The sequence below is a fragment of the Methylobacterium sp. NMS14P genome (assembly GCF_028583545.1).
GTDB lineage: Bacteria > Pseudomonadota > Alphaproteobacteria > Rhizobiales > Beijerinckiaceae > Methylobacterium.
In genome coordinates this window covers 5,185,786-5,205,747 of the sequence record NZ_CP087106.1, presented here as the reverse complement: position 1 = coordinate 5,205,747, position 19,962 = coordinate 5,185,786, and the positions used below count along the sequence as shown (strand labels likewise).

The 19,962-nt window shown below is 72.7% G+C and carries 17 protein-coding genes; 6 read left to right on the top strand and 11 right to left on the bottom strand.

All coding sequences use genetic code 11. The annotated features are described in order from the left end of the window. The first annotated feature begins 40 nt into the window (after positions 1-40). Together nhaA and LOK46_RS24735 are read left to right on the top strand one after the other, a co-directional pair. Complete coding sequence (nhaA, locus tag LOK46_RS24740) at positions 41-1,243, top strand: Na+/H+ antiporter NhaA (protein ID WP_273561004.1); 1,203 nt, start codon at positions 41-43, stop codon at positions 1,241-1,243. Positions 1,244-1,420: 177 nt separating this feature from the next. Then, positions 1,421-3,178, top strand: a complete 1,758-nt coding sequence (locus tag LOK46_RS24735; protein WP_273564685.1) for a carbamoyltransferase family protein — start codon at positions 1,421-1,423, stop codon at positions 3,176-3,178. A 54-nt stretch (positions 3,179-3,232) separates the two neighbouring features. Here the strand turns inward: LOK46_RS24735 and LOK46_RS24730 are convergent, their stop codons facing one another. The 4 genes from LOK46_RS24730 to LOK46_RS24715 form a co-directional block, all read right to left on the bottom strand. Beyond that, positions 3,233-3,589 (bottom strand): hypothetical protein, encoded by a 357-nt coding sequence (locus LOK46_RS24730; RefSeq protein WP_443192842.1) that lies wholly within the window; start codon positions 3,587-3,589, stop codon positions 3,233-3,235. Positions 3,590-3,845: 256 nt separating this feature from the next. Then, positions 3,846-4,523, bottom strand: a complete 678-nt coding sequence (locus tag LOK46_RS24725) for a haloacid dehalogenase type II (RefSeq protein ID WP_273561002.1) — start codon at positions 4,521-4,523, stop codon at positions 3,846-3,848. A 71-nt stretch (positions 4,524-4,594) separates the two neighbouring features. Continuing rightward, on the bottom strand, positions 4,595-6,121 hold the full coding sequence (gene murJ / locus LOK46_RS24720; protein ID WP_273561001.1) for a murein biosynthesis integral membrane protein MurJ: 1,527 nt from the start codon (positions 6,119-6,121) through the stop codon (positions 4,595-4,597). Between the two features lie 455 nt (positions 6,122-6,576). After that, a complete protein-coding gene (locus LOK46_RS24715) occupies positions 6,577-7,176 on the bottom strand; it encodes a superoxide dismutase (RefSeq protein WP_020091320.1) in 600 nt (199 codons plus the stop codon). A 327-nt stretch (positions 7,177-7,503) separates the two neighbouring features. On the opposite strand from LOK46_RS24715, the gene LOK46_RS24710 reads away from it, so the two are divergent. Continuing rightward, the gene (locus LOK46_RS24710; protein WP_273561000.1) at positions 7,504-8,349 is read left to right on the top strand and encodes a hypothetical protein; all 846 of its coding nucleotides are present in this window, start codon (positions 7,504-7,506) and stop codon (positions 8,347-8,349) included. Positions 8,350-8,373: 24 nt separating this feature from the next. Here LOK46_RS24710 and LOK46_RS24705 read toward each other — a convergent pair whose 3' ends face one another. The 4 genes from LOK46_RS24705 to LOK46_RS24690 all read right to left on the bottom strand — a co-directional run bounded on the left by LOK46_RS24705 (position 8,374) and on the right by LOK46_RS24690 (position 13,095). Next, positions 8,374-10,086, bottom strand: coding sequence for a sensor histidine kinase (locus LOK46_RS24705; RefSeq protein ID WP_273560999.1), 1,713 nt, complete (start codon positions 10,084-10,086; stop codon positions 8,374-8,376). 171 nt (positions 10,087-10,257) lie between these two features. Next, positions 10,258-10,995: a tRNA (guanine(46)-N(7))-methyltransferase TrmB gene (trmB, locus tag LOK46_RS24700; RefSeq protein WP_273560998.1), complete on the bottom strand. Its 738-nt coding sequence runs from the start codon at positions 10,993-10,995 to the stop codon at positions 10,258-10,260. Between the two features lie 338 nt (positions 10,996-11,333). Continuing rightward, positions 11,334-12,512, bottom strand: a complete 1,179-nt coding sequence (gene metK, locus LOK46_RS24695; protein ID WP_273560997.1) for a methionine adenosyltransferase — start codon at positions 12,510-12,512, stop codon at positions 11,334-11,336. A 175-nt stretch (positions 12,513-12,687) separates the two neighbouring features. Continuing rightward, the gene (locus tag LOK46_RS24690; RefSeq protein ID WP_012321411.1) at positions 12,688-13,095 is read right to left on the bottom strand and encodes a helix-turn-helix domain-containing protein; all 408 of its coding nucleotides are present in this window, start codon (positions 13,093-13,095) and stop codon (positions 12,688-12,690) included. Between the two features lie 595 nt (positions 13,096-13,690). Between LOK46_RS24690 and LOK46_RS24685 the strand changes: the two genes are divergently transcribed. The 3 genes from LOK46_RS24685 to LOK46_RS24675 all read left to right on the top strand — a co-directional run bounded on the left by LOK46_RS24685 (position 13,691) and on the right by LOK46_RS24675 (position 16,759). Continuing rightward, on the top strand, positions 13,691-14,515 hold the full coding sequence (locus LOK46_RS24685; RefSeq protein ID WP_273560996.1) for a pentapeptide repeat-containing protein: 825 nt from the start codon (positions 13,691-13,693) through the stop codon (positions 14,513-14,515). Between the two features lie 5 nt (positions 14,516-14,520). Further along, complete coding sequence (locus LOK46_RS24680; RefSeq protein ID WP_273560995.1) at positions 14,521-16,005, top strand: M48 family metalloprotease; 1,485 nt, start codon at positions 14,521-14,523, stop codon at positions 16,003-16,005. Positions 16,006-16,078: 73 nt separating this feature from the next. After that, on the top strand, positions 16,079-16,759 hold the full coding sequence (locus LOK46_RS24675) for a glutathione S-transferase family protein (protein ID WP_273560994.1): 681 nt from the start codon (positions 16,079-16,081) through the stop codon (positions 16,757-16,759). Positions 16,760-16,784: 25 nt separating this feature from the next. Here LOK46_RS24675 and LOK46_RS24670 read toward each other — a convergent pair whose 3' ends face one another. From LOK46_RS24670 to LOK46_RS24660, 3 genes are all read right to left on the bottom strand, one after another. Further along, the gene (locus LOK46_RS24670) at positions 16,785-16,940 is read right to left on the bottom strand and encodes a hypothetical protein (protein ID WP_020091329.1); all 156 of its coding nucleotides are present in this window, start codon (positions 16,938-16,940) and stop codon (positions 16,785-16,787) included. A 75-nt stretch (positions 16,941-17,015) separates the two neighbouring features. Then, on the bottom strand, positions 17,016-17,453 hold the full coding sequence (locus tag LOK46_RS24665; RefSeq protein ID WP_273560993.1) for an EamA family transporter: 438 nt from the start codon (positions 17,451-17,453) through the stop codon (positions 17,016-17,018). A 204-nt stretch (positions 17,454-17,657) separates the two neighbouring features. Continuing rightward, on the bottom strand, positions 17,658-19,955 hold the full coding sequence (locus LOK46_RS24660; protein ID WP_273560992.1) for a xanthine dehydrogenase family protein molybdopterin-binding subunit: 2,298 nt from the start codon (positions 19,953-19,955) through the stop codon (positions 17,658-17,660). Positions 19,956-19,962: the final 7 nt, after the last annotated feature.

The following is a 19,962-nucleotide window of genomic DNA, read 5'->3' as shown; positions in this document are numbered from 1 at the left end:
CGGTTGCGCGCGTCTCCGATGCGCGGCAAGGCGTGTCGCGATGACCTCGCCCGCCCCTGACCGCGCCCCTCCGAGGCGGAGGCCCCGCCCCCTCTCGATCATCCGCACGCTGCTCGCCGGCGAGGCGGCGGGCGGGCTGATCCTGATGGCGGCGGCGGCCCTGGCGCTGGTCGTCGCCAACGGCCCATCGGCCGGGACCTACGCGCACGCCCTCCACGCCGAACTCGGCCCGATGAGCGTCCAGCACTGGATCAACGACGGCCTGATGGCCGGGTTCTTCCTGCTGGTCGGCCTGGAGATCAAGCGCGAGGCCCTCGACGGGCGGCTGCGGACCTGGCCCGACCGGGTCCTGCCCGGCTTCGCGGCGCTCGGCGGCATGGCGGTGCCGGCCGCGTTCTACGCGCTGGCCAATCTCGGCGCCGGCACCCTGCGGGGCTGGGCGATCCCGGCGGCCACCGACATCGCCTTCGCGCTGGGGGTCCTGGCGCTCCTCGGCTCGCGGGTGCCGGTCTCCCTCAAGATCTTCCTCAGCGCGGTCGCCATCGTCGACGACCTCGGCGCCGTCGTGGTGATCGCGCTGTTCTACAGTTCCGGCCTCGACCTCACCATGCTGGGGCTCGCCGCGCTGGTGCTGGCGGCCCTCTACGGCCTCAACCGGGCGGGGATCGGGTGGCTTCCGGCCTACGGGCTCCTCGGCCTCCTACTGTGGGTCCTCGTGCTGCGCTCCGGGATCCACGCGACGATCGCGGGCGTGCTGCTCGCGCTCACGATCCCGATCCGGGTCAGCCCGGGCCGGCCGGAGGACGCGCACTCGCCCCTGCACCGGCTGGAGCACGCCCTCGCGCCCTGGATCACCTACGGGGTGGTGCCGGTCTTCGGCTTCGCCAATGCCGGCGTGGACCTCTCCGGCCTCACCCCCGAGGCCCTGCTCCAGCCGGTGACGCTCGGCATCGCGGCGGGCCTGTTCCTCGGCAAGCAGGCCGGCGTGTTCGCGAGCCTGCGGCTGGCGGTGGCGCTGGGATGGGCCAAGCGCCCGGCCGGGGCCGGCTGGGGGCAGGTCTACGGCGTCGCGGTCCTGTGCGGCATCGGCTTCACCATGAGCCTGTTCATCGGCGGCCTCGCCTTCCCGGACCCGCAGCACGAGACCGCCGTGAAGCTCGGCGTGCTCGCGGGCTCGGCCCTGTCGGGACTCGCCGGCGCGGCGATCCTCCTCGTCGCGAAGCGCCGCGTCACCTCGCACTAGCGGGCGGCGCGCTTCGTCATTGCGAGCGCAGCGAAGCAACCCAGTGCAGCGGAACATCGGGAAGCGTGGCGCCGTCTAGATTGCTTCGCTCCGCTCGCAATGACGGCGGCGCAAGGACGGCACCTCTTCCACGTGCCGGGCTCCGTCCGGCGCGAAAATGCGCTACCCCCCGTGGGCATGCGCTTCTATCTCGGCCTCGCCACCACCTTCCACGACCCGGCCCTCGCCCTAGTCGGGCCCGACGGCACCCTGCTCTTCGCCGAGGCGGCGGAGCGCGCCCTGCAGTACAAGCGCGCGCCGAACTGCGAGCCGGACGCCCCGTCCGCGATGGCGGCGCTGCTGAAGGCGCACGTCCCGCCGGGCTCCGAACTCGTCGTCGCCTCCACCTGGGGCCCGCAATTCACCGACTTCCTGCGGGGCCAGGCCGGCGCCGGGGCCTTCGACCTGATGGCGCTCGCCGCCCACACCACGGCGCTCAACCGCTCCTACGTGCCCGAGCAGGCCGAGCGGGTGTTCATCGCCGACCTCCACGGCGCCCAGGAGCGGGCCGGCCACGGCACCCTGCTGGCCCTGAACCAGGAGGCGCGGATCACCGGCGCGGCGCCCCGGGCGACGATCGCCGGGCAGCGGCGCTACCCGCACCACCTCTGCCACGCCGCCTACGGCCTCTGGGGCAGCCCGTTCGAGACGGCCACCGCCCTGGTGGTCGACGGCATGGGCGAGACCGGCGCGGCGGCGATCTACCGCCTGGAGGGCGGCCGGATCACGGAGCTGCGCCGCCACCGCGGGCGCGGCTCGCTGGGCTTCCTGTACGGGCTGATCACCGACCTCGCCGGCTTCGATCAGGTGAAGGGCGAGGAGTGGAAGATCATGGGGCTCGCCCCCTACGGCCGGCCCGACTCGGACCTCGCCGCCCTGCTCGGCCGGCTCTGCACGGTCGAGGGCCACCGCCTGCGCTACGCCGACGCGGAGACGATCCGGGCGGTCGCCGCGGAGATCCGCGCCCGCCGCCCGGCCGATGCCCTGGAGAATGGCTGGCCCGCCCTCGCCCGCTGCGGCCAGGACCTGTTCGCGACGCTGATGGACGCGCTGGTGGCGGAGGCCGAGGCCCTGGCGCCGTCCGAGAACCTCGTGATCGCGGGGGGCTGCGGGCTGAACTCCTCCTACAACGGCCGGGTGCTCGGCCGGTCCGGCTTCACCCGGCTGCACGTGCCCTCGGCCCCGGCGGACGACGGCAACGCGGTCGGCGCGGCGTGGCTCGCCTACGCGGAGGACCATCCGGACTGGGCCGGGCCGCCGCCGGCGCAGCGCCCGCTCTCGCCCTATCTGGGCTCGCGGGTCCCGACCGGCGCCATGGAGCGGCTCGCCGAGCAGGAACCCCGCGCCCGGCGCGTCGGCCACGCGGAGGCGACCCGCGCGGCGGCGCGGATCCTGGCCGAGGGCGGCCTCGTCGGCTGGGTGCAGGGCCGGGCGGAGTTCGGGCCCCGGGCGCTCGGCAACCGGTCGATCCTGGCCGATCCGCGGCCGGAGGGCGCCAAGGACGCGCTCAACGCCAAGGTGAAGTACCGGGAGGCGTTCCGGCCGTTCGCCCCGTCGATCCTGGCGGAGGCCGGGCCGGACTGGTTCGAGGATTACGCCGACAGCCCCTACATGGAGCGCACGCTGGTCTGGCGCGCGGCGATCCGCGCCCGCGTGCCGGCGGTGGTCCACGCGGACGGCACCGGCCGGCTCCAGAGCGTCACGGCGGCGCGCAACCCGGCCTACGCGGCCCTGATCGGCGCCTTCGCGGAGATCACCGGCGTGCCGATCCTGCTCAACACGAGCTTCAACGTGATGGGCAAGCCGATCCTCCACGGCGCGGAGGACGCGATCCTGATGTTCTACACCACCGGCCTCGACGCCCTCGTGGTCGAGGATTGGCTGGTCGTGAAATGAGACGCGCCGCGCCCCGGGGGGACGCGGCGCCAACTCGATACCCGCGAGCGCGATTTACTCGCAGACCTCGACGCGGCGGTAGGTGAACTCGCCGTCGCCGAGCCACTCCTTGCGGCGCTCGTAGTGGCAGATCGGGCCGCGGCGCTCGCGCACCACGATGGTCTCTGGCTCCTCGACCACGACCCGGCGCGGGCGGTACTCCGGCGGCGGCGGGGGCGGCGGGTTCGCGCCGTTGACGAGGGCGCTGCCGACCATGCCGCCGACGACGCCGGCCGCGAGGCCGCCGACGATGGCACCGGTCTGGTCGCGGGCGGCGGCCGGGGCGACCGCGCCGAGCACCAGGGTGACCGCGAGGGCTGCGGCCCCAGCGCGGATCGTCGTGAAGGAACCGTTCAAGGACACGCGAAACATCTCCCGTTCGTGTTGAGGACGATCCAACACCGGGAGGATTAAGAATCCGCGAAGTGGGCCAATTCGATCGTGTACCAGATAAGCCGCGGCGGAGGCCCTGACGGCGCGATCTCCGCTTCGTCCTTGCGAGCGCAGCGAAGCAACCCAGGGCAGCGCGCTTTGCCCGGATGTAGCCGTGTCCCTGGATTGCTTCGCTGCGCTCGCGAGGACGGAATGGGCACTTCCCGCGCCGGACGCGGCTGCCGCAGATCCCCCCTCAGAGCAGCCCGTCGAGAGACCCCACCACCGTCGTGGGCGCCAGATCGGCGTACTCGTCGGGCAGGCCCCTGCGGTTGACCCAGGCGGTCCGGAACCCGAAGGCCCCCGCCCCCGCCACGTCCCAGCGGTTCGACGAGCAGAACAGCACGTCGCCCTGCCCCACCGCCAGCCGGGTCAGGGCGATCCGGTAGGCGTCGGGATGGGTCTTGAACACCTGCGCGTCGTCCACCGAGAGGACCGCGTCGAGGTGGTCGGCCAGCCCCGCGGAGGCCACCGCCCGGTCGACCATGGCGGCGTTGCCGTTGGTGAGGACGGCGGTGCGGATGCCGCGCTTGCGCAGGGCCGCCAGCACGCCCGGGACCTCCGGGTAGGCCTCGAGGTCGCGGTAGGCGTCGAGGAGCCGCTCGCGCAGGCCGGGATCGACGTTCGGGTGGACCGCCAGGGCGTAGTCCAGCGCCCGCACGGTGAGGTCCCAGAAGGCGGCGTACTGGCCCATCAGCGACAGGGTCCAGCTGTACTCGAGCTGCTTGTTGCGCCAGACCTCGGAGAGGTGGTCGGCGTCCGGCCCCACCGCCTCGGCGTAGCGCTGGACCGCGGCGTTCACGTCGAACAGCGTGCCGTAGGCGTCGAACACCGCGGCCTTCACACCCGCGAGGGGATTCGGTGCGTCGGTCATGGCGGTCCTCACTGGGTGCTCTCGCCCGATCTGGGGCCGGACCCGCGCGGCGGCGAGTCCGGCCGGGTCACTCAGGCCCGGCGCAGGCGCAGGCCGAACAGGTGCAGCAGGCCCGCCAGCAGGCCGCCGTAGACCAGGGCCCCGACGAGCCCCAGCACTGCCAGGACGACGAGGTCGCGCCCGTGCGGGAGGGCCGGCACCAGCGCCTGGACGAGCCCCTGGCCGTAGACGGCGACCGCCGCCAGCCCGAGGCAGGCCAGCGCCACCCCCGCGACGGTGAGGCCGAGCGTGCGCCCCGGCGCCGTCCAGTCCCGGCGCCTGGCCAGGACGAGCAGCAGCAGCAGGTTCACCCACTGGGCGACCGCGGTGGCGAGCGCCAGGCCGGTGACGCCGTAGGGGCCGGTGAGCCACAGCTTCAGAGCGACGTTGACGCCGATCGCGGTCAGCGAGGCCCAGAGCGGCGTCCTGGTGTCCTGGCGGGCGTAGAAGCTCGCCACGGCGCTGCGCACCAGCACGACGGCCGGCAGGGCGAGGCCGTAGGCGGCCAGCACCGAGGCCGCCCGCGCCGCGTCCTCGGCGCTGAAGGCGCCCCGCTGGAACAGGGCTGCCATGATCAGGCCCGGGATGGTCAGGAACGCCACAGTGAACGGCGCCGAGAGGGCCAAGGAGAAGCCCGCGGCCCGGTTCTGGGCCGCGTGGGCGCCCGCCACGTCGCCGGCCGCGATCCGGCGGCTCATCTCCGGCAGCAGCACGGTGCCGGCCGCGATGGCGATGACGCCGAAGGGCAGCTGGTAGAGCCGGTCGGCGTAGTAGAGCGCCGAGACCGCCCCGGTGGGCAGCCAGCTCGCGATGATCGTGTCGGCGAAGGCCGCGATCTGGAAGCCGGCGGAGCCGACCACCGCCGGCCCGAGCACGACGAAGAAGCGCTTCAGCGCGGGATCGAGGCGCGGCACCGCGAGGTCCGGCATCACGCGGACCCGGCGGCAGCCCCACCACAGCAGGCCGAACTGGAGCACGCCCGAGACGGCGACGCCCCAGGCGGCGGCGTAGGCCGCGTTCGGGAACAGGAAACTCACGCTCAAGGCCGCCAGCATGGCGAGGTTGAGCAGGACCGGGGCGCCCGCCGCCACGGCGAAGTGCCGGTGGGCGTTCAGGATGCCCGACAGCAGCGTCACCAGCGTCATGAACAGCAGGTACGGGAAGGTGATGCGGGTCAGCGCCACCGCGAGCTGGAAGCGCTCGCCGTCCTCCGCGAAGCCCGGCGCCAGGGCGTGGACCACCCAGGGCATGGCCGGCAGGGCGAGGTTGAGCAGCACGAGCTGCACGATCAGCATCAGGGTGAAGACGCGGTCGGCGAAGCGGTGCGCCGCCCCGGGCTCGCCGGCCTCCGCGAGACCGGCATAGGCCGGCACGAAGGCGGTGTTGAACGCGCCCTCGCCGAAGATCGCCCGGAAATGGTTCGGGAGCCGGAAGGCGACCACGAAAGCGTCGGCCACGGGCCCGGCGCCCATGACGGCGGCCATCACCACGTCGCGGGCGAAGCCGGTGACGCGCGAGACCAGGGTCCAGCCGCCGACGGACAGGATGGAGCGGATCATGGGTGGGGCCGTCCGAACGGCCGCCATCCCCTCTCTCCAACGCGATTTACTCGGGTTCGGGACACGGCGCCGGCGACGGTGCGCGACCTGCCCCCTCTCCCGAGCGGGAGAGGTTTGGCGTGAGGGAGGAGAATGGGCAGGACGAAGCACGACTTCGGTCGGCGTCCAAGCCGCGCTTCATCCGGATCGTTCGCGTCCCTCACCCTGTCCCTCTCCCGCTCGGGAGAGGGGACCCGCGCCCCGTCCGGCAACAGGATGAAGCGGCCGCGACCAGAAACCTGTGTCTCTCGCAGCCGGCAGAGGGGGGAAGGCGTGATGGGGCAAGCGTCGCGCAACAAAGGAATGGCCGGACCCTTCCGCACCGGGTCATCCGGCGTCGGGCGCATCAAGAGCCGGTTTCGTGCGCCACCTCAAGGGTGCCGCGGACACAGGGTCCGCGGCACCGGCGATGCGCCTCAGCGGGTCGCCTCGGCGTACATCTTCTCCACGTGCTCCCAGTTCACGAGGTTCTCGATGAACGCCTTCAGGTAGTCGGGCCGGCGGTTGCGGTAGTCGATGTAGTAGGAGTGCTCCCACACGTCGACGCCGAGGATCGGCTTGGCGCCGTGGACCAGCGGGTTCTCGCCGTTCGGGGTCTTCATGATCGCGAGCTTGCCGTCCTTGACGGCGAGCCACGCCCAGCCCGAGCCGAACTGGCCGACGCCCGCCTGGATGAAGTCCGCCTTGAACTTCTCGGCGCCGCCGAGATCCTCGTCGATCTTCTTGGCGAGGGCGCCCGGGATCGCGCCGCCGCCGTTCGGCTTCATCCACTGCCAGAAGTGGATGTGGTTGTAGTGCTGGCCGGCGTTGTTGAAGAGCGGCTGATTCGTGTTGTAGGCGGCCTTGACGATCTCCTCGACGCTCTTGCCCTGGAGATCCGTGCCCTCAAGCAGCTTGTTGCCCGTGTCGACGTAGGCCTTGTGGTGCTTGTCGTGGTGGAACTCGAGGGTCTCCTTCGACATGTACGGCCCCAGCGCGTCGTAGGCGTAGGGCAGTTCCGGCAGGGTGAAGGTCATCGCGTCTATCTCCGCTAAGCAGGGGGCGGCCTCGTCCCCGGCGGGGGCTCCCGAGTCGAGAGCCCGCTAGGTAAGTCGGTGGCCGCGGGACGGCAACGCCGTTCCGCCACGGCGGCGCGGGAAGTGGCGCAAGAAGCTCCGCCGATCGCGGATCCGGGCGCGGATTCCCCGGCCGCGGGTCGGCCGGCCCGGGCATAGCCGGCGCAGATCAGGACTATTCCGGTTTCCCAGACATCTCGGCCCCGAGTTTTGCAATATGACGGCTAGGCCTTACTGTGCGGCACGCCTTGAGCGCCGGCCGTCAGCCGGCCCGTGTCAGAGAGTAACATGATCGCTGCGCTGTTCGCGCTCGCCGCCGCCATGATCATCGGGGGCTGCGCCGCCGTGATCCAGGGCTTCCCGTACGTGCGTCTGGAGAGCGGACTCGCGATGGTGATCGCGGGGTCGGTCGCGGCCTCGTCGGGCGCGGTGCTGCTCGGCCTCGGCGTCGTGGCGCTCGGCTTCCGGCGGGTGGAGCGGGCGTTCGGTCGCGCCCCGGCGGCCGGCGAGCGGCCGGCGCCCGCCGCGGCACCGGCACCGGCCCCCGTCGACGAGGCCCGGACCCGGCTGCCGCCGGTCCTGCCGGCGGCGCCCGCCTTCATCGTGCCGTCGGTGGTCGAGCCGTCCTTCGATCCCGAGCGGCCCCGGATCGAGCCGAGCCTGGAGCTCCGGGCCGACGAGGCCCGCGCCCCCTTCCCGGACCTCGGCGCCGTCGAGGGCCCGAAGCCGGCTCCGGCCGAGCCGGCGCCCCTGGCCCCGCCCGTCCGCGTTCCGGAGGCGGACCGCCGGCCCGAGCCGGACGCGCCGACCGAGCGCGCGATCGCGCCCGAGGACGACCTGTTCGCCGCCCCCGAGCCGTCGCCCCCGCGGGAGGAGCCCGAGAAGGCGGCCGCGGAGGAGCTACCGGCCCTGCGCCCGAGCCTCGACACGCCCCCCGAGCCCGAGCCGGCCCCGCAGGCCACTCCGCGCACCGTGGTGGGGCGCTACGCCTCGGGCGGCAACACCTACGTGATGTTCGAGGACGGCTCGATCGAGGCGGAGACGCCGCAGGGCCGTTTCACCTTCGCGTCCCTCGACGAGCTGAAGGCCTTCGTGGACGGCGGCGGCGAGTCCGGGACCCGCGGCGCGGCCTGACCTTCCGCCAGGGCGGGCGCGGCGTCAGACCAGCGGGTTGAGGCTGTCGTTGCGCGGCGGGATCGGGGCCCGCATGGTCAGGGAGAACCCCCCGGGGGCGTAGTCGGTCGCCACCTCGGCCTGGACCTGGGTGATCAGGACGCGCTGGAGCAGGCGTGAGCCGAAGCCCTGGCGGCTCGGCGGCGCGACCGGCGGCCCGCCGGTCTCGCGCCACGAGAACCGGAGGATCCCGGCCGGGCCGCCGGGCTCCAGCGACCATTCCACCGCCACCCGGCCGGTGCGGTTCGACAGGGCCCCGTACTTCGCCGCGTTGGTGGTGAGCTCGTGGATCGCCATGCCGATCGGCACCGCGATCTCGGAGGGCAGGTCGATCGCCGGCCCGTCGAGGCTGATGCGGCCCTCGGCGGCGCCGTCCGGCGCCACCTCCGCGTAGGGCCTCAGCTCGTTGCGCAGGAGGTTGGCCAGCGACGCCGTCTGCCACGTGTCCTCGGTGAGCACCGAGTGCGTGTGCGCCAGGGATTTGATCCGCCCGACGAACGCCTCGTAGAAGCTCTCGATGCTCGACGCCGTCCGCGCGGTGGAGCCCACGATGGCCTGGACGGTGGCCAGCGTGTTCTTCACCCGGTGGTGCAGCTCGCGGATCAGCAGGCTCTGGCGCTCCTCCGCGACCCGGCGGTCGGTCACGTCCGCGACGACGCCGATCAGGCGGCGCGGCAGGCGGCTGGGGGCGTCGCGCTCGAACCGGCCGGCCATGTCGATCGTGCGCCACACGCCGTCGGACTTCCGGCGGATGCGGCCGCTGATGTGCAGGTCCCCGTCCTCCCGCAGCGCCTGGGAGATCGCCCGGCGGACCGCGGGGCGGTCGTCCGGGTGGAGGATGTCGTTGAGAAACTCGGTCTTGCCGATCGTCCCGTCCTCGGGCGCGTGCCCGAAGATCTCGTACATGTGCTCGTTCTCCCAGATCGCCTGGTCCTCGAGCATGTGCCACTCGAAGATGCCGAGCCGGGCGACCGTGGTGGCGACCCGCAGGCGCTGGTCGCGGGACAGGATCTCGTCCCGGGCCTCGACCCGCGTGGTGATGTCCTGGAGGACGCCGGCCATGCCGGTCGGCGTGCCGTCGGGGCCCGGCACGGCCTGCCCCCGCACCCGCAGGATCACGGTCCGCCCGGCCACCGAAGTGGCCGTGTCGAACTGGTAGGGCTCGTCGGTCCCGTCGGATTGGGCGATCAGCGCGCTCAGGCGCGCGAGCTCCGCCGGCGACAGGCCGGTCTTCAACTCCTCCCACGAGACGGAGCGGCCCGGCGGGCGCCCGAGGATGCGGGCGGCGCGGCGCGACAGGGTGAGGAGGCCGGTCGCGCGGTCCCAGCGCCACTCCCCGAGCCCGGCGGCCGCCAGGGCCTCGCGGTTCGCCTCGGAATGGGCCGCCGCGTCCACGTCGACCGTCTCGACCACCAGGGTCCGGCCCGCGCGCCGGACCCGCACGTCGAAGGGCGTGCCGTCCGCCCGGCGCCAGACCTGGAGACCGTCCCGGAGCGCCTCCGGTCCCTCGTTCAGGAGTTCGGCGGCCGCGCGCCCGGGCAGGGTGCCGGGCGGCCAGCCGACGAGATCGTGCAGGGCCCGGTTGGCGGCGACGATCCCCGTCTCGTCCGCCGACAGCACGGCGAGGCCGATCGCGGCCTCGTCGAAGCCGGCGCGAGACGGATCCTCCGCCGGGTCCTGCCCCACCCTCTCATTCACTCGGAAGAATCCTCGAACGTGCCGTGGCACGCTTCCGCCGGAGATGGCCCCCTCCCGCCACGATCCGGGACCGCGGCGGGCCCTGAGGATGGCGCCCGAGCGTGACTGTGGCAAGGCGTTCCGCTCCGCCTGCGGCGACCGGGCACCCGCACGATCCGCCCGCGAGGGCCTTCAGCGGGGGCGGCGGACGAATTCCAGGTAGGTGGGCCGGCGGCCCGCTTCCAGCGCCTTGGCCTCGTAGCGCGTGCCGGGCCAGCCCGGGAAAGGCCGCGTCCAGTCCCGCGCGTCCCGCGCCGTCCAGGCGAGGACCGGGCACCGTGCGGCGCGGACGAGCGTCCAGCCGGCATAGTCGTCGATGTCGCTGGCGAAGCGGAACAGTCCGCCGTCCTTCAGGACGCGGCCGATCTCGGCGAGCGAGGCGTCGGAGACGAACCGGCGCTTGCGCTGCCGCCGCTTGGGCCAGGGATCGGGATAGAGCAGGTAGACCCGGTCGAGGCAGGCGTCCGGCAGGCGCGCCAACAGGGCTGTCACGTCCTCGTCGCGGATGCGGACGTTGCGCAGCGCCCGCGCCTCGATCGCCGCCAGCAGCTTGACCACGCCGTTGACGAAGGGCTCGGCGCCGATGATGCCGACGGCCGGCTGCGCGGCGGCCTGGGCGGCGAGGTGCTCGCCGCCGCCGAAGCCGATCTCCAGCCAGAGCGCCTCGGGCGGCGCCGGCATAGCCGGGAACAGCGTGCGCGGATCGAGGATCGCGTCACCCGGCGGCAGGTCGACCCGCAGGGCCGGCAGCAGCTCGGCGAGCCGGCGCTCCTGCTGGCCGCGCAGGCGCTTGCCCTTGCGCCGCCCGAAGAAGGCGCGCTCCGGCTCCTCGGCCGTGTGATCGGGGCGTCCAGGAGTGTCGGTGTCCACCGGCTCGGTCTACCTCGGAGATGAGACGCGGCCCGATCCCCGACACGTCCCGGGTCCCGACCGGACACGGGGAGCGTCGGCGGGGTGCCATTCAGGACACCGCGCCCGACACGCCGCGACATGATGTGTTGGCGCGGCACCCGCGTGCGGGTGCCGTCGCGTCGGACGCGGCGCGTCGCCCGGCGCCGGTTTCCGGATCGCGTGCCGCCGGTGACGTCGGCGTTCGGGACCGGACGGTGCTCGGCGCACCGCCCGCCCCGCGTTCACGTCGCCCCGGCGCGCCGCCGATCTCCGCTCCGGCCCCGGGCCGTCGGCCCGGGGTCGAGCTGAGGCCGCCCTCAGGCCAGCGCCGACTTCAGCTTGCCGGCGAGGTCGGTGCGCTCCCACGAGAAGCCGCCGTCGGCCTCCGGAGCGCGGCCGAAATGGCCGTAGGCCGAGGTGCGCGCGTAGATCGGCTTGTTCAGGCTGAGCGCCGTGCGGATGCCGCGGGGCGACAGGTCCATGGCGTCCATCAGCACGGCCTCGAGCTTGGCCTCGTCCACCGTGCCGGTGCCGTGCAGGTCCACGTAGATCGAGAGCGGCTTCGAGACGCCGATCGCGTAGGCGAGCTGGATCGTGGCGCGGCTGGCGAGGCCCGCGGCCACCACGTTCTTGGCGAGGTAGCGCGCCGCGTAGGCCGCCGAGCGGTCGACCTTCGTCGGGTCCTTGCCGGAGAACGCGCCGCCGCCGTGCGGGGCCGCGCCGCCGTAGGTGTCGACGATGATCTTGCGGCCGGTGAGGCCGGCGTCGCCGTCCGGGCCGCCGATCACGAACTTGCCGGTCGGGTTCACGTGCCAGACCGTGCCCTCGTTGACCCAGCCCTGCGGCAGCGCCTTCAGGATGTAGGGCTCGACGATGGCGCGCACGTCCGCTGAATCGAGGGACTCGTCGAGATGCTGGGTCGACAGCACGATCTGGGTGACCTCGACCGGGCGGCCGTTCTCGTAGCGGACCGTGACCTGGCTCTTGGCGTCGGGGCCGAGCTTGGCGGCGTCGCCCTGCTTCGCCTTGCGGGCGTCGGCGAGGTCCTTGAGGATCTTGTGGGCGTAGAAGATCGGGGCCGGCATCAGCTCGGGCGTCTCGTCGGCGGCGTAGCCGAACATGATGCCCTGGTCGCCCGCGCCCTCGTCCTTGTTGCCGGCCGCGTCCACGCCCTGGGCGATGTCGGCCGACTGGGCGTGCAGGTGGATCGCGACGTCGTTGTTCTTCCAGTGGAAGCCCGACTGCTCGTAGCCGATGTCCTTCACGGCCTCGCGGGTCAGGGCCTCGAGGTCCTTGAAGGTCACCGAGTCGGGCCCGCGCACCTCGCCGGCGATGACGATGCGGTTGGTCGTGGCGAGCGTCTCGACGCCGAGCCGCGCCTCCGGCATCGCCGTGAGGTAGGCATCGACCACGGTGTCCGAGATCCTGTCGCAGACCTTGTCGGGGTGCCCCTCGGACACGGACTCGCTGGTGAACAGGTAGTTGGAACGCGGCATCGGACGGCCTCGGCTGCAGAGGTACGCCGTCGCGATCGCGGCGTTTGACCCTTCATGGGGCCGGGGTTCTCGCACCCGACCGGGAGTCGGTCAAGATGGAGGAACGAACGGATCCGCTATAACGGACGAAGCGACCGGAAGAACGATCAATCCGACCCTCGGGGTCGGCCCCGGCTCAGCCGCCGAGCTTGCTCTCGAGCGCCCGGATGGCGTCGGCCACGTCGCGGCGCGCCTCTTCGGAGAAGTTCTCGGTGATGTGCCGGCCCACGACTTCCGCCAGGCCCTTCAGCCCGGCTTCCGACAGGGTCGACTGCTCGCGCTCGCTGAAGCCCGGCGCAATGAAGTCATCGTTCCGGGGCATACCTTTGAAGAAGTAATCCATCGGCACGCCGGTCATCCGCGAGAAGATGTCGAGATGGACGGCGCTGATCCGGTTGGTGCCCTTCTCGTATTTCTGGAGCTGAGCTGCAGACATACCGAAGCTCTGCGCGACGCGGCGCTGTGTGAGCGATGCCTTACGGCGCTGCTCGGCGATGCGTTGCCCGACATAGACGTCGCGCTGATCGGTCTTCTGGCCCGCCATGAAGTGCTCGTCCACCCCCTGCCATGAATCCTGGCGGCAAAGCTTAGCGCGGCCCTCGGTACTTGTCACCGGCAGGCGGCCGACGTGGTGGACGATTTGCTCACGGCTCTTAGACCGCGAGATCTGCGAGATAAGACAACTTGGTGTCCCCGGCAGGGCTCGAACCTGCGACCCCAGGTTTCATACCACTTCGGCTTTCGCCGCCGCGTCCCGAAGGACCGCGTTCGTGGCCTGGACTATCCCTTCACCGTGGGCTGGACTGCATCCAGCCGGTAGGTGCCGCCCGTCTAGTCTCTACACCTTCCCGCAGAGCGCCGGGGCGCCGCGCGGGCTTGGCTCGGGATCGGCAGAGCATCGGACGGCGGCGCGTCGATGCCGGAAGCTTTCCCCGACTTTGAGCGGATCCGTCGCGCGGTTTCCCGGCGCGACGCCCAATTGAACCTTCTAGGAAACCTGTGCTCTGTCCAGCTGAGCTACGGAGACGACCGCGCGCTCCATAGCATTCTCGCCGGCCGAGGCCAACCGCGCCCGGGGGAGAGGCGCGGTGTCGGGACCTTGCGATCTGGGGGGATCGATGCGCGGGGGCGCGGCGGTCATGCTGGCAGCCTCCCTGGCGGCGGCGCTCGCCGGGGTGCCGACCTGTCCGGCCCGCGCCGCGCCGCGCGCCGGTCTCACCGACTGCGCGGCCGGGCCGGCGCGCGACGAGGTCGTGGCGGGGGTCGGACCCCGCGGGGAGATCCAGCTGGCCTCGGGCCTGCGCGCGGTGCTGGACTCGCTGCGCTGGCCGGACGCGCCGGAGGCCGCGTCCGCCGCGCAGGCCTGGCTCGACGCCCGGCGGGGCGCGCGGGTCACGGTGGTTCCCCGCGGGCAGCCCGACCGGTGGGAGCGCGTGCGGGCCGATCTCCTGGTCGCGGAGGACGACATAACGGAGGGCGCGGATCTGGCGGGCGGCCTCATCGGGGCCGGGCTGGCGTACGCGGACGCGGGCGAGGCCGATTCGCTCTGCCGGCCCGGCCTGCGCCTCGTGGAGGCGGCCGCCCGCGCGCGCGGGCTCGGTCTCTGGGGCGCCGCGCTCCCGGCGGCGCGGGACGGTCCGGCGCTCCGGGCGAGGGCCGGGCATTTCGTCGTCGCGGAGGGCCGAATCCGCCATGTCGGCGAGCGCGGCGCGCGCACCTATCTCGATTTCGCGGCCCGCGGCACGGACGGCCTCACGGTGACGGTACCGAAACGCACTTGGCGAATGATGCGCGCCCGTGGTTTGAGTGCGGCCTCGCTCGAGGGCCGGCGCGTGCGGGTGCGCGGCCTCCTGGAGGTCCGGCGCGGCCCGACCCTGGAGGTCGCCCCCGACGGGCTCGAGACGCTCGAGGAGACGGACCGGCCGGAGGCCGATTCGGACGGGGAACGGGGATTGCGGCGCTGATCGCGATGGGCGGGATCACGGGGCACATCATCGCGGGGCGGGCCCGCGCGGCGGGCCGACGCCCACTCGGCGCGGCGGCGCTGGGCGGCCTGGCCCTGCTGCTCGGCGCCTGCGTCGCCGACCAGACCGAGGCGACCGTGCGGCCGGCCGTGGTGCGGGTGCCCGCGGAGGCGCCGCGCACCACCGGCCGCGAGCGCGCCGCCGATGCCGACCACCTCAAGCTCGTGGCCTCCTTCGGGGGCGAGGCCCGGGCCCCCAACGTCACGCGGATGCTCACGGAGGTGACCGACCGCCTCGTGAAGGCGAGCGACCGGCCCGACCAGGCCTACACGGTGACGCTCCTCGACTCGCCGGTGGTCAACGCCTTCGCGCTGCCGAACGGGCGGCTCTACGTCACCCGCGGCCTCGTGGCCCTGGCGAGCGACACCTCCGAGGTGGCCGCCGTGCTGGCGCACGAGATGGCCCACGTGACCCTCAACCACGCCACGGCCCGCAGCGAGCTCGAGCTGCGCTCGGCGCTCGTCAGCCGGGTGGTGGCCGACGTGCTGAACGACCCCGACACGGGAGCGCAGCTGCAGAGCCAGTCGCGCTTCGCCCTCGCCCGGTTCTCCCGCGAGCAGGAGCTGGAGGCGGACGCCACCGGCGTGCGCACCCTCGCCAAGGCCGGCTACGACCCGTTCGCGGCCGGGCGCTTCCTCGCCGCGCTCAACCGCTCCACGGGGCTGAAGGCCGGCAGCGCCGCCGCGCCCGACATGCTGGCGACCCATCCGGGCACGGCCGAGCGCATCACCCAGGTCACCCGGGCGGCCCGCCGCATCGGCGCGCCGGGCATCGGCACCGACGACCGCGCCGCCTACCTCGCGGCGGTGGACGGGCTCGCCTACGGCGACAACCCGCGCGACGGCGCGGTGCGCGGGCACCGCTTCATCCATCCCGGCCTCGGCATCGCCTTCGAGGTGCCGGAGGGCTTCACCCTGGAGAACACCCGCTCGGCGGTGCTCGGGACCACCCCGGACGGCGGCCGGCGCCTGCTGTTCGACCAGATCGAGGCCAAGGACGGCCAGTCCCTCGAGGCGGTGCTCAAGGCGAGCTGGAACGACGCCTTCGACCCGGCCGGCTTCGAGACCCGGGACGTCGCGGGCCACCCCGCGGCCTTCGCGCTGTCGCGGGGGAAGGAGTGGACCTTCCGCCTCGCGGCGATCCGGATCGGCGACTCGACCTACCGGATGATCATGGCCGCCAAGGGCGCCACCGACCCCGACCCGGCCTTCCGCCGCTGGACCGCGACCCTCGTCGCCGTGTCGCCCGACGAGGCGGTCCTGCGCCCCCTGCGGCTGCAGGTGGTGCAGGCGACCTCGACCAGCGCCGAGGACCTCGCCCGCCGCATGACGGTGCCCGACCGGGCGCTCGACCGGTTCCTCCTCCTCAACGGGCTGGAGCGGGGCGCCGCGCTGGTGCCGGGACGCGGCTACAAGATCGTCGTGGAATAGCCGCCCTGCGCGGCCGCGCCTTGTGCCGGCGCGGGGCCCGGACATCCTGCCCGGGTCGTTCAGGGAGAGCGCGGTGATTCGATTCTTCTACAATCTCAGCCCCAACCCCATGAAGGTCGCCCTCTGCCTCGAGGAGATGGGGCTGCCCTACGAGCCGGTGCCGGTCGACACCCGCAGGGGCGAGCAGTTCGACCCCGCCTACACGGCCGTCAATCCGAACGGGAAGGTGCCGGCGATCGTCGACGGCGACGTCACCGTGTTCGATTCGAACGCGATCCTCATGTACCTGGCGGGCAAGACTGGCCGGTTCCTGCCGGAGGGCGAGCCGGTCCGCGGCGAGATGCTGTCCTGGCTGATGTTCGTGGCGACCGGCATCGGGCCGTTCTCCGGCCAGTGCGTGCATTTCCGCCACTTCGCGCAGGACGGGGGCGCCTACGCCACCGAGCGCTACGCCTTCGAGGCGCGCCGGCACTGGGGCATCCTCGACCAGCGCCTCGCCGACCGCACCTACGTGCTGGGCGACACCTACACGATCGTCGACATGGCGGTCTGGGGCTGGGCCCGGATGGTGCCCTTCGTCCTCGGCGAGGGCGCCTTCGGGGACCTGCCCAACGTCAAGCGCCACCTCGACGCGCTCAACGCGCGGCCGGCCGCCCGGGCCGCCGAGGCGCTGAAGGGCCGTCACGCCTTCAAGGCGGAGATGGACGCCGAGGCGCGGGGCTTCATGTTCCGCGCCGTGAAGGGCGCCGCCTGACGCCCTGCAGGACCGGTCCCGCGCCTCAGGGCGCGGGGGCGGTCACCGTGAGCATCGGCAGGGTGACGGAGAGCGTTCCAGCCGGCACGCGCGCGGTGCCGAGCGTGAGGCAGGCGCCGAGTCCGAGACAGAGAGCGAGACCGAGCATCGAGGTCTCGAAGCCGCGATAAACCCATTCCATGACGGTCCCCTTTCGCGAGGCAACCGCAGGATGCGCGCATCGCGTTAAGGGATCGGTGCGCCAGCGCGCACGATCTCACAGTCCGGAGGCGACGAGGGCCGCGCCCGCCGCGATCAGCGCGACGCCGGCCCAGGCGGCGAGGCTGAGGGTCTCGCCGAGCAGGGTGGCGCCGAGGATCGCCACCAGCACGACGCTGAGCTTGTCGAGCGGCGCGACCCGGGCGGCGTCCCCCAGCGACAGGGCGCGGAAGTAGCAGAGCCACGACGCCCCGGTGGCGAGCCCCGACAGGATGAGGAAGACGAGGCTCCGGCCGGAGATCTGCGCGAGGCCGCCGGCCTGCCCGGTCGTCACCACGATCGCGCCCGCGAAGACCAGGATCACCGCGGTGCGCACGAAGGTCGCGACGTCGGACGGCACGCCCGCGACCCCGACCTTGGCGAGGATCGCGGTCAGCGCCGCGAAGCCGGCGGCGGCGAGCGCCCAGAAGCGCCAGGATTCCAGCAGGGGGCTCACGGTAATTCCCACGCCGCCCCTATTCGCAGGGCTTGGACGCATCCTCGTCCTTGCGAGCGCAGCGAAGCAACCCGGACAGCGCCACGCTCAACGATGTCGCGCCGCCCTGGGTCGCGTCGCTGCGCTCGCGATGACGCCGCGGTCCAGCGTGACTCGCGCGACTCCTTGCCGAACCGTCAATGTTTCCCGTGAAACATCCGCTGTTCACAGGAGCTTGTCGACGGTGATCGGCAGGTCGCGCACCCGCCTGCCGGTGGCGTGGAAGACCGCGTTGGCGATCGCCGCCGCCGTGCCGACGATGCCGATCTCGCCGAGCCCCTTCACGCCCAGGGGGTTGGCCTTGTCCTCCTCCTCCACGAAGATCACGTCGATGTCGTAGATGTCGGCGTGAACCGGCACGTGGTACTCGCCGAGATTGTGGTTCATGAACCGGCCGATGCGGTGGTCGAGCATCGACTCCTCCTCGAGCGCCGAGCCGATGCCCATCACCACGCCGCCGAGGATCTGGCTGCGCGCCGTCTTCGGGTTCAGCACCTTGCCGGCCGCGATCGCCGAGACGATGCGGGTGACCCGGACCTGACCCAGTTCCTCGTCGACCTTCACCTCGGCGAAGATCGCCGAGTGGGTGTAGGCCTCATATTTCTGATTGAAGTCCTTGTCGGGCCCGGCCTCCTCGACGGCCTCGACCTTGTCGACGCCGGCCGCCTGGAGCACCTCGACGAGCGACACGCCGCGGCCCGGATCGCCGGCAACGGATATGCGGCCGTCCGAGAACACCGCCCGCTCGAAGTCGACGTTGGCGAGCGGCGAGTTCTCCATGGCTCGGGCGAGCTTGAACACCTGCGCGCCGACGTTGCGGCAGGCCTTCATCACGGCGGTGCCCGAGGAGGCGGCGGTCCACGAGCCGCCGGCGACCGGGGCCTCCGGCAGCCGGGTGTCACCGAGCTTGGTGGTGACCGCGTCCATCGGCAGGCCGAGGGTGTCGGCCGCGATCTGCGTCAGGATCGTGTAGGTGCCGGTGCCGATGTCGCCGGTGGAGTTGCCGACCGTCAGGCGGCCGTCCGGCGTCAGTGTCGCGATGGCGCTCGACTGCATCATCATCGATTCCCAGATGCCGGTGGCCACGCCCCAGCCGACGAGTTCCCGGCCCTCGCGCATGGAGCGGGGCTCGGCCGAGCGCCTCGCCCAGCCGAACCGCTCGGCGCCCTGCCGGAAGCAGCTCTTCAGCTCCTTCGAGCCGAAGGGCTTGCCCTCGGCGGTGGCGTCGGACTCGGCGTAGTTCTTCAGCCGCAGGTCGATCGGGTCGAGCCCGGTCGCGTAGGCGAGCTCGTCCATCGCGGTCTCGATGGCGAAGACGCCGGTCACCGCGCCGGGGGCGCGCATGTCGCCGGGCGTCGGTGTGTCGAGCTTCACCAGCCGATAGCCGAGGGCGACGTTGTCGCAGCGGTAGAGGACGCCCGACCAGTTGACGACAACCTCCTGGTAATCCTCGTACTGCGAGGTGCCCTGGACGGCGTCGTGGCGCAGGGCCGTCAGCGTCCCGTCCGCCTCGGCGCCGAGCGCGATCGTCTGCAGCGCCTCCGACCGGTAGGTGAAGCTCCACAGCTGGTCGCGGGTCAGGGTCACCCGCACCGAGCGCTTCAGCTCCTGGGCGGCCAGCATCGCCAGGAACAGCTGGTACTGCGGGCGCAGGCCCGAGCCGAAGCCGCCGCCGAGATAGGGGTTGAGCACCCGCACCTGATCGGGTTTCAGGCCGAAGACGTTGGTGAGATACTGGTGGCTGTTCGAGACGCCCTGGATCTTGTCGTAGACCGTGTAGGTGCCGTCCTGCTCGACCACCACGGTGGAGGCGTGCGGCTCCATCGGGTTGTGGTGCTCGTCGGCGAGGCTGTAGGCGCCCTGCACGCGGACCGGCGCGCTGCCGAACGCCTTGTCGGCGTCGCCCCAGGGCTCCGGCGGCGGCTTGATCCCCGTGCGCTTGTAGGGCGGGTCGTAGGCGGTGCCGCGCAGGGCCTCCAGGTCGGTCCCGGGCTCCTCCATCGCGTAGCTCACGCGGACGAGGGACGCGGCGTAGCGCGCGGTTTCGAAATCCTCCGCCACCACCAGGGCGACCGGCTGGCCGCTGAATACGATCAGGTCGTCGTAGAGGGCGCGGAACGGCGAGCCGGGGGGCGCCACTTGGTCCTGGAAGTTCTTGTCGCGCCACGCGGTGCGCGGCCGGTTCTCGTGGGTGAGCACCTTGAGGACGCCCGGCACCGCCTCGGCCTCGGCGGAATCGATGGCGGTGATCCGGCCCTTGGCGATCGAACTCGACACGACCATGCCGTAGGCGAGGTCGGGCGCGGCGAACTCGCCCGCGTACTTGGCGAGCCCGGTGACCTTGGCGGGCCCGTCGATGCGGCTGCGCGGGCTGCCGACGAAGGTGTCGCGGCCGGTGGAGCTGAAGGTCTGGGGGCTGGAGGTGTGGGGGCTTGAGGTGTGGGGGCTTGAGGTGTGGGTCATGGCGGGC

What these genes read in the sequence shown, in the direction of transcription:
- nhaA (WP_273561004.1), top strand. Translation starts at nt 41, where the DNA reads ATGACCTCGCCCGCCCCTGACCGCGCCCCTCCGAGGCGGAGGCCCCGC.
- LOK46_RS24735 (WP_273564685.1), top strand. Translation starts at nt 1,421, where the DNA reads ATGCGCTTCTATCTCGGCCTCGCCACCACCTTCCACGACCCGGCCCTC.
- LOK46_RS24730 (WP_443192842.1), bottom strand. Translation starts at nt 3,589, where the DNA reads ATGTTTCGCGTGTCCTTGAACGGTTCCTTCACGACGATCCGCGCTGGG.
- LOK46_RS24725 (WP_273561002.1), bottom strand. Translation starts at nt 4,523, where the DNA reads ATGACCGACGCACCGAATCCCCTCGCGGGTGTGAAGGCCGCGGTGTTC.
- murJ (WP_273561001.1), bottom strand. Translation starts at nt 6,121, where the DNA reads ATGATCCGCTCCATCCTGTCCGTCGGCGGCTGGACCCTGGTCTCGCGC.
- LOK46_RS24715 (WP_020091320.1), bottom strand. Translation starts at nt 7,176, where the DNA reads ATGACCTTCACCCTGCCGGAACTGCCCTACGCCTACGACGCGCTGGGG.
- LOK46_RS24710 (WP_273561000.1), top strand. Translation starts at nt 7,504, where the DNA reads ATGATCGCTGCGCTGTTCGCGCTCGCCGCCGCCATGATCATCGGGGGC.
- metK (WP_273560997.1), bottom strand. Translation starts at nt 12,512, where the DNA reads ATGCCGCGTTCCAACTACCTGTTCACCAGCGAGTCCGTGTCCGAGGGG.
- LOK46_RS24690 (WP_012321411.1), bottom strand. Translation starts at nt 13,095, where the DNA reads ATGGCGGGCCAGAAGACCGATCAGCGCGACGTCTATGTCGGGCAACGC.
- LOK46_RS24685 (WP_273560996.1), top strand. Translation starts at nt 13,691, where the DNA reads ATGCTGGCAGCCTCCCTGGCGGCGGCGCTCGCCGGGGTGCCGACCTGT.
- LOK46_RS24680 (WP_273560995.1), top strand. Translation starts at nt 14,521, where the DNA reads ATGGGCGGGATCACGGGGCACATCATCGCGGGGCGGGCCCGCGCGGCG.
- LOK46_RS24670 (WP_020091329.1), bottom strand. Translation starts at nt 16,940, where the DNA reads ATGGAATGGGTTTATCGCGGCTTCGAGACCTCGATGCTCGGTCTCGCT.
- LOK46_RS24660 (WP_273560992.1), bottom strand. Translation starts at nt 19,955, where the DNA reads ATGACCCACACCTCAAGCCCCCACACCTCAAGCCCCCACACCTCCAGC.